This window comes from Streptomyces sp. NPDC002870 (assembly GCF_042888505.1).
In the GTDB taxonomy this organism is placed as follows: Bacteria; Actinomycetota; Actinomycetes; order Streptomycetales; family Streptomycetaceae; genus Streptomyces.
This window is the reverse complement of the sequence record NZ_JBIAPW010000031.1, coordinates 87,119-98,784: the sequence shown is the minus strand read 5'-3', so window position 1 is coordinate 98,784 and position 11,666 is coordinate 87,119. Positions and strand designations below refer to the sequence as shown.

Sequence of the window (11,666 nt, the reverse complement as noted above, 5' to 3'; positions counted from 1 at the left end):
TGACCCACGTCAACTGTCCCGGCCAACCGATGGCTCCACCAGCTCTCCCCAACGCGTCACACCGCCGGCAGCCCCGACTTCTTCAGGGGCAAGTAGCTAGTCGAGTCCGTCATCTCGCAAGCCTAATGCGGAACACTCACCTCTCGCTGGTGTCGTCGCTGGTAGAGCTACCACCAGTGACAGAGAGTGAACGATTGCAATCATGATTCGCCAACTATCCCTCTCATGATTCGCCAACAAGAATTCTCCATGCGCTCCCGACCTGCGCGTCTCAGACCATGATTCGCCAACTAAAGTTCTCGGTCACATGGTGCTGCTGTGGGTGAGTGAGCGAGGCAGCGAGCGCGAAGATCCCGTCGGATTCAAGTGGTCTGGATCAGCTGGTCACGGCGTACGACGGGGATGCCCTTCTGCGGGGACGGCTGCTGCTCGGGGACGGCTGGCCGCATCGGTGGAGTTCGACGTGGCAGGTTCTGACCACGTTCTGCCGTCTCGATGAACTCGGTCTGGAAGCCGTCGGGCAACTCCTTGAGCCGGATCAGGCGGTGATCGAGTGCCGGCACCCAGCCGCGTTCACCGATTAGCGGCCAGCACTGCCGCGAGGCCCTCTTGTAGGTCTTTGACGAAATACTCGGGGACCTCCAGCGACGGGAAATGTCCCCCGGTTTCTGGTGACCTCCAGCGGACGATCTGGCGGTACCGCTCCTGTGCCCAGGTGCGCGGGCTCTTCTCGATGTCGCGGGGGTACATAGTGATCGCTGACGGGACGTCGACCCGGAGTTCGGGGTCGAGTGAGTTGTGGCTTTCGTAGTAAATGCGGGCCGACGATGCGCCGGTCCGCGTCAGCCAATACAGGGTGACGTCGTCAAGAATGCGGTCCCTGGAAATCGTCTCGAACGGGCTGTCTTCGGTGTCTGACCACTCGGCGAACTTGTCGAGGATCCAGGCAAGAAGCCCGACCGGTGAGTCGACGAGTGAGTAGCCGATGGTCTGCGGCCGGGTCGCCTGCTGCTTCGCGTACGCCGCGCGGTGGTGCCAGAAATCGCGGGTTTCCTCGGTCCACTGGCGCTCGACCGCCGTCAGCCCGTCCGTCGTCAACCCGGGCGGCGCCTCCGCGAACGTGGTGTGGATGCCGAGAACGTGCGCCGGGAACCTGCCGCCGAGGACCGTGGTGATGTTGCCTCCCCAGTCGCCGCCGTGGGCTACGAACTTGCTGTAGCCGAGCCTTCCCATCAGTTCGACCCATGCGGCCGCGATCTTTTCGGTTCCCCACCCGGTGGTGGCCGGCTTGTCGCTGTATCCGAAGCCCGGCAGCGACGGGACCACGACGTGGAACGCCGGCGCTTCCGCATCCTTCGGATCCGCCAACTCCTCCACTACATCGGTGAACTCGGCAATGCTGCCCGGCCAGCCGTGCGTCAAGATCAGAGGAGTGGCATCCGCGCGCGCGGATCGGCGGTGCAGGAAGTGGATTCCCAGACCATCAATGGTCGTGCGGAACTGGCCGATCCGGTCAAGGCGCTCTTCGAAAGACCGCCAGTCATACCCGGTGCGCCAGTAGTTCACGACATCGACGAGATCGGCGAGAGGAACGCCCTGCTCCCACCGGCGAGAGCCGGGCGCGGCGCCATGAACCGTCTCAGCCTCCGGCAGTCGCGCCGCGGCCAGTCGCACGCGCAGATCGTCGAGGTCGGCGTCAGTTGCGTGGGCTTCAAATGCTTGCACGTCGCTGGTCGGACGGGGCATGAGACCTCCTGGCTTCGTGGAACCGGCTAAGACGGTTCTAACAGTTCTCCGAGCCGCGCCGCAACCAGCTAAGGTGGTTCCATGCGCGCTGGCTTCCCTGACTTCCGCCTCGGTTCGGTGCTGGCGACCAGCTTCACGGGGACTCTGTCGGAGCGTCATGGCGACGCAGTGGAGCGCATTCCCACGCCGCAGCGACTCGTCGACTGGCTGGCCGTGTACGGCCTCGCCGTGGACTCCTGCACTACCGCCCAGCTCGACCTCGCCCGGGAACTGAGGGAGTCGATTCACGCCGCCGCGACAGCAGCCGCGATCCAGGACGCTCTCCCCGCACCTGCCGTCCACGTCATCAATAACCGCAGTGCTCAGGGTCGGGCCGCGGCCATCCTGACGCCCGAGGGCAAGCGGCAATGGCAGCTCAGCTCGGCTTCCTGCGTGGAAGACGCCCTCAGCGTGATCGCCGCCGACGCGATCAGCATCATCTCGGGCGAACGAGACGGAAAACTGGCCCTGTGCGCCTCACCGACCTGCCAAGCCGCCTTCTTCGACACCAGCCAAAGTCGCACCCGCAAATGGTGCGACATGAACACGTGCGGCAATCGTCAGAAGAAAGCGCGCTTCAATGCCAACCAGCGCAAAAACCCCAGATCAGCGGAGTGATCGTTACCCCGGTGCACCCAACTGGGTCCCACGCCTACGACACATCTGTCGCGTTGGGTGCAGCCCAACGGCACCACTGAGAGCCTCCGTCGCCTTCGATCACCTCAATCAGTACGTCTACGTTTGCTGATGAGCCGGCAAGCCGCTCACATCACAGTGATCGCGTCCCGCTCAACGCTCATCGAGGCCACCCGGAGCCAAGCCGTCGGCAGCAACACGCTGGCTCCAGCCACTCCTGCCGACGTCGGACCGCCTCACCACGACACTCACGGACAGTGAGCATCCACCGCCGAGATTCGCCAACTAAAGTTCTCGGTCACAGAAAGCGCATAGGTGGTTCGTTAACGGCACCCGGAATTCAGGTGGTGTCGTCGTCGGCGTGCTCGGTGCCGTGCAGGCGTTTGGCGAGCTCCGCCCAGCGCTCGTGCGGCGCGGCGACGAACTCCTCCGCCGGCATCGCCGTACGCGGCGCGTCACCGCTTCGGGAGGAGCTTGTCCGTCCACAGCGGACGACAAAAGGCAAGGAGATAACCACTCCTTGCCACTTTCAACGTATAGCGCACCGGGGGGCTTGCGGCAAGACCGGGGTCGTGCCGCAGAATCATCGGCCGAGGCCGGAACCTGCGGAAATAGCAGATTCGCGAAGTGCGTGTGTCGTTGTCGACGTAGGGGGCGCGCGGGGACGCCGAACCGCCGGCGGGACTCGCGGTGCGGTTGCGGGGACTCGGCGCGGAGGTGCGGGTGTGCGTGCCGCCCGGACTGCGCGGAGCGGCCGGCCGAAATTCAATCTCGTTGAATGGGGGATTTCATGATTGACGTGATCGTGGTCGGCGGCGGACCGACCGGCTTGATGCTGGCCGCCGAGTTGCGGCTGCACGGCGTGCACGTGGTCGTGCTGGAGAAGTTGACCGAGCCGACCGAGCAGTCCCGCGGGCAGGGCCTGCACGCGCGCAGCGTCGAGATGATGGACCAGCGCGGCTTGCTGGACCGGTTCCTCGCGGTCAGTGAGAAGTTCCAGGTCGGCGGTCTCTTCGGCGGCATCATGAAGCCATGGCCGGACCGGTTGGACACGGCGCACCCGTACGGCGTCGCCACCCCGCAGCCGGTCACCGAGCGGCTGCTCAACGAGCGCGCCGTCGAACTCGGTACCGAGATCCGGCGCGGCTGCGAAGTGGTCGGGCTGAGCCAGTCCGAAGACGGGGCCAGGGCCGGGGTGAGTGTCGAGCTGGCGAGTGGGGGCACCCCCGCCAATGAGGGCGTAGCCGGCGGGGGAGGCACGCAGCTGCGCTCGCGCTACCTCGTCGGGTGCGACGGCGGCCGCAGTGCGGTGCGCAAGCTGCTCGGCGTCGGTTTCCCCGGCGTGCCCGCCACGGTCGAGACGCTGCTGGGCGAAATGGAGGTGACCGAGGATCCGGCGACGATTGCCGCCGTCGTCGAGGAAGTGCGCAAGACCCAACTGCGGTTCGGCGTCAGCCCCAGCGAGAACGGGGTGTGCCGCGTTGTCGTGCCCGCCGACGGGGTGGCCGAGGACCGTGCGACCGCGCCGACCCTCGAGGAGTTCAAGAAGCAGCTGCGGGCGTTCGCGGGCACCGACTTCGGCGTGCACTCGCCGCGCTGGCTGTCCCGGTTCGGCGACGCCACCCGGCAGGCCGAGCGCTACCGGGTCGGCCGGGTGCTGCTGGCAGGCGACGCGGCGCACATCCACCCGCCGACCGGCGGGCAGGGGCTCAACCTCGGCGTGCAGGACGCGTTCAACCTCGGCTGGAAGCTGGCCGCCGCGGTCAACGGCTGGGCACCGGAGGGGCTGCTGGACAGCTACCACGCCGAACGGCACCCGGTGGGCGCCCGCGTGCTGGACAACACCCGCGCGCAGATCACGCTGCTGGGGACCGATCCGGGTGCGACCGCGCTGCGGGAGCTGTTCTCGAAGCTGATGGACTTCGAGGAGGTGAACCGGTACGTGACCGAGATGATCACCGCGGTCGGGGTCCGCTACGACTTCGGCGAGGGCCACGTACTGCTCGGCAGGCGGATGCGGGACGTGAAGCTGAAGCAGGGGCGCCTCTACGAGCTGATGCACGGCGGCCGCGGCGTGCTGCTCGACCAGACCGGCGCGCTCTCGGTGGAGGGCTGGGCGGATCGGGTCGACCACGTCGTCGACGTCAGCGAGGAACTGGACGCGCCCGCGGTGCTGCTGCGGCCGGACGGCCACGTGGCGTGGGTCGGTGAGGATCAGCAGGATCTGCTCAGCCGGCTGCCCAAGTGGTTCGGCGCTGCCGTCAGCTGAAAGCGCGCAGTTGGGGTTCGAAAAGATGTGACCTGTCTCCCGCCGGGTTCGGCACGGTCCGGTGCCGTACCTCCCGCTGAGTGCGCGCCACCAGGCCGGGCCGACCACGGTGCTCGGCGGGGCCGACTCGAATGCGCTGAGGGGCCAACTGCATCGCTACGTCACAGCGCGGATCGCGTCGAGCGCGCGCGTCACGTCGTCGTCGGTCGTCGACCAGTTGCTCACCGAGATCCGCATGACGCGACGGCCGTGCCAGGTGGAGCCGCTGATCCACGCCGTGCCATCGTCGAGCAGCCGGGTGAGTACCTGTTCCGTGCGTTCGTCGTTGCCGAACTCGGCGCAGACCTGAGTGAATACCACTTCGTTGAGGACCGTCGCGCCGTCGATCTCGGCGATGCCGGCGGCGAACGCGGAGGCGTGCCGGCACAGCCGCTCGACGAGGTCGGCCACCCCTGTTCGGCCGAGGGACCTGAGTGCGGCCCACACGGTGAAGGCTCTGCCGCGCCGGGAGAGCTCGGGGACCTTGTCGATGGGGTCGCCGTGTTCGTCCTGGATGAGGTAGTCGCCGTGCAGGCCCATCGCTGCCCGGACCGCGAACGGGTCGCGCACGATGGCGAGGCCGCAGTCGTAGGGGACGTTCAGGGTCTTGTGGGCATCCGTCGCCCAGGAGTCGGCGTATGCGCAGCCCGCCGTCAGGTGTGCGTAAGCCGGGGAGGCGGCCGCCCACAGTCCGAAGGCGCCGTCGATGTGCACCCATGCATCTGCCTCGCGAGCGGCACGGATCGTCTCGACGAAGGGATCGAAGGCGCCGGAATGGATGTCTCCGGCCTGGAGGATCACGATCGTGGGCCTCTGCCCGCCCGCCGCCAGGGTGTGCCGCAGGGCGTCGGGCTCGATGCGTCCCTGATCGTCCGCCTTCACCAGTTCCGGTCTGCCGAGCCCCAGGTAGCGCAGCGCCAGGTCAATGGCCATGTGGCGGTCCTCGCCGACGATGACGTGTACACCTGGCCCACCTGCGAGTCCGTCGCGGGCGACGTTCCAGCCGGTACGGCGCAGCACCGCGTCGCGCCCGGCGGCGAGGCAGGTGAAGTTCGCCATCGTGGCACCTGTGGTGAAGCCGACGGCGCTGTCGCTCGGAAGGCCGAGCAGATCGAGCAACCACGCGCCGGCGATGTCTTCCGCCGCCGTGTACGCGGGCGAGACGGCGCGCATCACGCAGTTCTGGTCCCAGGCGCTGACCAGCCAGTCCGCGGCCAGCGCGGCCGGTTCGGTGCCACCGACCACGAACCCGTAGAAGCGGCCGCCGGGAAACGCGGTGAGCCCCGGCTCACAGGCCGTGGCCAGCAGGTCGACGACGTCGGCGGGCGTGCTCGGACCGCCGGGCAGTTCGACACCGAGCGCGCGCACGATCTCGTCGACCGAAGCGCGGGCGGGAACCCGGCGATCGGAAAGGCTCGCCAGCCAGCGGACTGCATGGCCGTATGCCGCTCGGAGCGCCGTTTCGCGCGCGTCCATACCTCGGACTATGAGACAGCCGCAGCCGCCCCGCAAGACATGACTCGCACGGTCACTCCGACGCGTTGATCACCGTGCAGGGGAGAGCAACCGGCCGCCGATCGGGATCGGTTGCCCCCCACACACGCCGCCCCGCCTGCCGGGACAGCGGATCGGACAGTCCGCCGAGATCAGACCACCGGAACCGGGTAGGTCGGATACTCCACCCCGGATACGTGCTGGACGACGCGGATGACCTGGCAGGAGTAGCCGAACTCGTTGTCGTACCACAGGTAGAGGATCGCGTCGTCGCCCTCGACCTTGGTGGCGCCGGCGTCGACGATCGAGGCGTGGCGCGAGCCGATGAAGTCGCTCGAGACCGCGTCGGGGGCGGTGGTGAAGTCGATCTGACGCTTGAGCGGCGAGGTCAGCGACACGTTGCGGAGGTAGTCGAGGACGTCCTCGCGGGTGGTCTCGCGTGCGAGCCGCAGGCTGAGGATCGCGATCGAGACGTCCGGCACCGGGACGCGGATCGAGCTGCCGGTGATCCTTGCATTGAGGTCGGGCAGCGCCTTGGCGACGGCGGAGGCGGCACCGGTCTCGGTCATGACCATGTTGAGCGGCGCCGAGCGGCCGCGGCGGTCGGAGCTGTGGTAGTTGTCCAGCAGGTTCTGGTCGTTGGTGAACGAGTGGACGGTCTCCACGTGGCCGCGCAGGACGCCGTACTCGTCCGCCATCGCCTTCAACGGCGGGACGATCGCGTTGGTGGTGCAGGACGCGCAGGACAGGATCTGCTCGTCCGGCTTGATCGTGTCGTGGTTGACGCCATGGACGATGTTGGGGACGTCGCCCTTGCCCGGCGCGGTCAGGACGACCTTGTCGATACCGGGGCGGAGGTGCTTCGACAGACCCTCGCGGTCGCGCCACTTGCCGGTGTTGTCGATGAGGATGGCGTCCTTGATGCCATACGCCGTGTAGTCGACCTCCGACGGGTCGTTGGCGTAGATCACCTTGATCTCGTTGCCGTTGGCGATGATCGTGCTCTTCGCCTCTTCGACGGTGATCGTGCCCTGGAACTGCCCGTGGATGGAGTCGCGGCGCAACAGCGAGGCGCGCTTGACGAGATCCTCGGCGGCCCGGCCGCCGCCCCCGCGGACGACGATGGCGCGCAGCCGCAGGCCGTTTCCGGAGCCGGCCTTCTCGATGAGCAGGCGGGCGACGAGGCGGCCGATGCGGCCGAACCCGTAGAGGACGACGTCGCGCGACTCGCGGCGCTCGATCTTGTTGGCACCCGTGGCGCCGACTACGGCCCCGGCGGTGAACTCCTCCACCGAGAGACCGCGGCCGTCGGCCTTGTACGTCGCGGCGAGCATGCCGATGTCGATCTGGGAAGGGCCGAGATCGAGCGTGGTGAGAGCCTGCAGGAACGGCAGCGTTTCGGTGACGACAAGTTCCTCACCGGCGATCTGCCGGGCGAATCGGTGGGTCTTGAGGATGCTGACCACCGACTTGTTCACCAAGGAGCGGCTGTGGAGCAGGACCGTGACGTCCCGCTCCCTGTGCAGCTTCCCGATGATCGGGATCATCGACTCTGCGATCTCCTCGCGGTTTTTCCAGTTGGTGAACGAGTCGTCATTGACAGTCACAGGTTTATCTTTCGAGCTAGGCGGTGCTCATATGCTAGCCCCCCGCCATTTTGATCATTCAAACGGTGCGACCTGGTATGCATCACCGGCTGCCCGCGCTGAGCCGGTGGATGATCCCGAGCATCCCGATGATCCCGATTCGCCTGGCGGTCGGCGACCATCGGCCGTCGGCCACCAGGGGGCGGAAAATCATTGGGGGGACCATGCATCCGACCGGCAGAATGCAACCATGAACGACCGGCTCGACGACGTCCCCGGCACCCCCACGGCGGCCCGGGCGACGGACTGGATCACCACGCCCATCACCTCGGACCTCCTGCGCGGCGCGCTGGATCTGGAGCGCACCGAACACGGGGTGCTGCCGCACCGGCTGCCCGCCCGGGCCCGTGCGCAGTGCGCCGACGGGCGACTGGCCATGGCGGAGGCCCAGCCCTCCGGCGTACGGCTGGTGTTCCGCACGCGGGCCACGGCCGTCGAGCTGGATGCACTCCGCACCAAGAACGCCTACCAGGGCGCCCCGCCCCGCCCCGACGGCGTGTACGACCTGCTCGTCGACGGCCGGCTGGCCGGGCAGGCCAGTGTGACCGGCGGCAACGTCCTGATGGTGGACATGACGACCGGGTCCGCGGAAACCCGGCCCGGCCCGGTCGGCACCGTCCGGTTCTCCGGCCTCTCCGACCGTGTCAAGGACGTCGAGATCTGGCTGCCGTACAACGAGATCACCCAGCTGGTCGCCCTGCGCACCGACGCCCCCGTCGAGCCCGCACCGGTCGGGGACCGCAAGAAGTGGCTGCATCACGGCAGTTCGATCAGCCACGGCTCCGACGCCGCAAGCCCCAGCACAACCTGGCCCGCGCTGGCCGGCTCCCTCGGCGGCGTGGAACTGACCAACCTGGGCCTGGGCGGCAGCGCCCTGCTCGACCCCTTCACCGCCCGCGCCCTGCGCGACATCCCCGCGGACCTGATCAGCGTCAAGATCGGCATCAACCTCGTCAACACCGACCTGATGCGTCTGCGCGCCTTCGGCCCCTCGGTGCACGGCTTCCTCGACACCATCCGCGAGGGCCACCCCACCACTCCGCTGCTGGTCGTCTCGCCCATCCTGTGCCCTATTCACGAGGACACCCCCGGCCCCAGCGCCCCGGACTTCAACCACCTCAGCGCGGGAAGGCTCCAGTTCCGGGCCGCGGGCGATCCCGCGGAACGGGCCGGCGGAAAGCTGACCCTCAACGTCATACGGGACGAACTGGCCCGCCTCGTGAAGCAGCGGGCAGCCGACGACCCGAACCTGCACCACCTCGACGGCCGCGACCTCTACGGCGAGGCGGACTTCGCCGAACTGCCGCTGCCCGACCAGCTCCACCCGGACGCCGCCACACACCGCCGCATCGGCGAACGCTTCGCCGCCCTGGCCTTCGGCTCCGGCGGCCCGTTCGCCGCCGAGCGTGCCTGAAACGGGCTGCGGGTCAGGCCCGTCAGGCCGGGCCCGGTCGCTGGGGCAGGGCCCTGTCCAGAGGGGGTGGGGCACGAGATATCTTGATGTCGAGCAATGTTGCAGACGTGGAGCGGAGCACCCGGTGACTGACTCGACCATCATCTATACGCACACTGACGAGGCGCCGGCCCTGGCGACCCATTCGTTCCTGCCTGTCGTCCAGGCGTACGCCTCGACGGCCGGGGTCAGTGTCGAGACCCGTGACATCTCTCTGGCGGGGCGGATCATCGCCAGCTTCCCCGAGCGTCTCGAGGAGAGCCAGCGCATCGATGACGCACTGGCCGAGCTCGGTGAGCTGGCCAGGACTCCCGGGGCGAACATCATCAAGCTGCCGAACATCTCGGCCTCGATCCCGCAGCTGAAGGCCGTGATCGCCGAGCTGCAGGAGCAGGGCTACGCGCTGCCGGACTACCCGGACGACCCGAAGTCCGACGAGGACCGGGACGTCCGTGCGCGCTACGACAAGGTCAAGGGCAGTGCCGTCAACCCGGTGCTGCGCGAGGGCAACTCCGACCGCCGTGCGCCGGCGTCGGTGAAGAACTACGCCAAGGCGCACCCGCACCGGATGGGGGCGTGGGTCTCCGATTCGAAGACGAACGTCGCGACCATGGGCGTCGACGACTTCCGCTCCACCGAGAAGTCCGCGGTCATCACCCAGGCCGGCACGCTGCGCATCGAGCTCGCGGGGGACGACGGCAGCACCACCGTCCTGCGTGAGTCGGTGCCCGTGCTCGCGGGCGAGGTCGTGGACGCGTCCGCGATGCGGGTGGCGGCGCTGCGTGAGTTCCTCGCGGCGCAGGTCGCACGCGCCAAGGCCGAGGGCGTTCTGTTCTCGGTGCACCTGAAGGCCACGATGATGAAGGTCTCCGACCCGATCATCTTCGGCCACGTGGTGCGCACCTTCTTCCCGAAGACGTTCGCCGAGCACGGCGAGGCGCTCGCCGCGGCCGGCCTGAGCCCGAACGACGGACTGGGCGGCATCCTCAAGGGCCTGGAGTCGCTGCCCGAGGGCGCGGCCATCAAGGCGTCCTTCGAGGCCGAGCTCGCCGAGGGTCCCGCGCTGGCGATGGTCGACTCCGACCGGGGCATCACCAACCTGCACGTACCGAGCGATGTCATCGTCGACGCCTCCATGCCGGCCATGATCCGCACGTCCGGTCACATGTGGGGCCCGGACGGCGAGGAGGCCGACACCCTCGCGGTCCTGCCCGACAGCAGCTACGCCGGCATCTACCAGGTCGTCATCGACGACTGCCGCGCGAACGGCGCCTTCGACCCGTCGACGATGGGCTCGGTGCCGAACGTCGGCCTGATGGCGCAGAAGGCCGAGGAGTACGGCAGCCACGACAAGACCTTCGAGGTTCCCACCACGGGCACGGTGCGGGTCGTCGACGAGACCGGCAACGTCGTGCTCGAGCAGGTCGTGGGCGCCGGCGACATCTTCCGTATGTGCCAGACCAAGGACCTGCCGATCCAGGACTGGGTCAAGCTCGCTGTCACCCGCGCCCGCGCGACCGGCGACCCGGCGGTGTTCTGGCTCGACGAGGGCCGCGCGCACGACGCCACGCTCATCGAGAAGGTCAAGACCTACCTCGCCGAGCACGACACCGAGGGCCTGCAGATCGAGATCATGTCGCCAGTCGAGGCGACCGCCTTCTCCCTGGAGCGCATCCGCCGGGGCGAGGACACGATCTCGGTCACCGGCAACGTGCTGCGCGACTACCTGACCGACCTGTTCCCCATCCTCGAGCTCGGCACGAGCGCGAAGATGCTCTCGGTCGTCCCGCTGATGAATGGCGGCGGACTGTTCGAGACCGGCGCCGGCGGCTCCGCGCCCAAGCACGTCCAGCAGCTCGTCAAGGAGAACTACCTGCGCTGGGACAGCCTGGGCGAGTTCCTCGCGCTCGCGGTCAGCTTCGAGCACCTCGCGCAGACCACGGGCAACGCGCGCGCCCAGGTTCTCGCCGACACGCTCGACCGGGCGACCGGCAGCTTCCTCAATGAGAACAAGTCGCCCAGCCGCCGAGTAGGTGGCATCGACAACCGTGGCAGCCACTTCTACCTGGCGCTCTACTGGGCGCAGGAGCTGGCGAAGCAGACCGAGGACGCGCAGCTCGCGGAGGCGTTCGCCGCCCTCGCCAAGACGCTGAGCGAGCAGGAGCAGACGATCCTCGACGAGCTGATCGCGGTGCAGGGATCGCCGGCCGACATCGGCGGCTACTACCGGCCCGACGCGTCGAAGGCCTCGGCCGTCATGCGCCCGTCGACCACCTTCAACGAGGCTCTCGCGATCCTCGGCTGACGCGACAGGTGCGGAAGGGGGACGGCGCAGGCGACCGCC

Annotated in this window: 9 protein-coding genes; 5 read left to right on the top strand and 4 right to left on the bottom strand. The window is 68.2% G+C overall.

Annotation, left to right across the window (positions count from 1 at the left end; all coding sequences use genetic code 11):
• Nucleotides 1-326: 326 nt before the first annotated feature.
• Nucleotides 327-584 carry a hypothetical protein gene (locus tag ACFYWY_RS29765; protein ID WP_389191672.1) on the top strand — a complete coding sequence of 86 codons (258 nt, stop codon included), beginning with the start codon at nucleotides 327-329 and terminating at the stop codon, nucleotides 582-584.
• On the opposite strand, the gene ACFYWY_RS29760 is transcribed toward ACFYWY_RS29765, so the two are convergent.
• Complete coding sequence (locus tag ACFYWY_RS29760; protein ID WP_389191643.1) at nucleotides 574-1,746, bottom strand: epoxide hydrolase family protein; 1,173 nt, start codon at nucleotides 1,744-1,746, stop codon at nucleotides 574-576. The two genes, ACFYWY_RS29765 and ACFYWY_RS29760, sit on opposite strands and share 11 nt — an antisense overlap.
• 81 nt (nucleotides 1,747-1,827) lie before the next feature.
• Between ACFYWY_RS29760 and ACFYWY_RS29755 the strand changes: the two genes are divergently transcribed.
• Nucleotides 1,828-2,403, top strand: a complete 576-nt coding sequence (locus ACFYWY_RS29755) for a CGNR zinc finger domain-containing protein (RefSeq protein ID WP_389191640.1) — start codon at nucleotides 1,828-1,830, stop codon at nucleotides 2,401-2,403.
• Between the two features lie 358 nt (nucleotides 2,404-2,761).
• Here ACFYWY_RS29755 and ACFYWY_RS29750 read toward each other — a convergent pair whose 3' ends face one another.
• Entirely contained in the window at nucleotides 2,762-2,926 is a 165-nt protein-coding gene (locus tag ACFYWY_RS29750) for a hypothetical protein (RefSeq protein WP_389191638.1), read from the bottom strand.
• A gap of 285 nt (nucleotides 2,927-3,211) precedes the next feature.
• Between ACFYWY_RS29750 and rox the strand changes: the two genes are divergently transcribed.
• Nucleotides 3,212-4,690 carry a rifampin monooxygenase gene (rox, locus tag ACFYWY_RS29745; protein WP_389191635.1) on the top strand — a complete coding sequence of 493 codons (1,479 nt, stop codon included), beginning with the start codon at nucleotides 3,212-3,214 and terminating at the stop codon, nucleotides 4,688-4,690.
• Between the two features lie 156 nt (nucleotides 4,691-4,846).
• Here rox and ACFYWY_RS29740 read toward each other — a convergent pair whose 3' ends face one another.
• A complete protein-coding gene (locus tag ACFYWY_RS29740) occupies nucleotides 4,847-6,205 on the bottom strand; it encodes a pyridoxal phosphate-dependent decarboxylase family protein (protein ID WP_389191632.1) in 1,359 nt (452 codons plus the stop codon).
• A gap of 170 nt (nucleotides 6,206-6,375) precedes the next feature.
• Complete coding sequence (locus ACFYWY_RS29735) at nucleotides 6,376-7,830, bottom strand: glyceraldehyde-3-phosphate dehydrogenase (RefSeq protein WP_389191629.1); 1,455 nt, start codon at nucleotides 7,828-7,830, stop codon at nucleotides 6,376-6,378.
• Between the two features lie 229 nt (nucleotides 7,831-8,059).
• Between ACFYWY_RS29735 and ACFYWY_RS29730 the strand changes: the two genes are divergently transcribed.
• Complete coding sequence (locus ACFYWY_RS29730) at nucleotides 8,060-9,283, top strand: GDSL-type esterase/lipase family protein (protein WP_389191626.1); 1,224 nt, start codon at nucleotides 8,060-8,062, stop codon at nucleotides 9,281-9,283.
• A gap of 124 nt (nucleotides 9,284-9,407) precedes the next feature.
• Complete coding sequence (locus ACFYWY_RS29725) at nucleotides 9,408-11,627, top strand: NADP-dependent isocitrate dehydrogenase (protein ID WP_389191623.1); 2,220 nt, start codon at nucleotides 9,408-9,410, stop codon at nucleotides 11,625-11,627.
• Nucleotides 11,628-11,666: the final 39 nt, after the last annotated feature.

What these genes read in the sequence shown, in the direction of transcription:
- ACFYWY_RS29760 (WP_389191643.1), bottom strand. Translation starts at nt 1,746, where the DNA reads ATGCCCCGTCCGACCAGCGACGTGCAAGCATTTGAAGCCCACGCAACT.
- ACFYWY_RS29755 (WP_389191640.1), top strand. Translation starts at nt 1,828, where the DNA reads ATGCGCGCTGGCTTCCCTGACTTCCGCCTCGGTTCGGTGCTGGCGACC.
- rox (WP_389191635.1), top strand. Translation starts at nt 3,212, where the DNA reads ATGATTGACGTGATCGTGGTCGGCGGCGGACCGACCGGCTTGATGCTG.
- ACFYWY_RS29740 (WP_389191632.1), bottom strand. Translation starts at nt 6,205, where the DNA reads ATGGACGCGCGCGAAACGGCGCTCCGAGCGGCATACGGCCATGCAGTC.
- ACFYWY_RS29730 (WP_389191626.1), top strand. Translation starts at nt 8,060, where the DNA reads ATGAACGACCGGCTCGACGACGTCCCCGGCACCCCCACGGCGGCCCGG.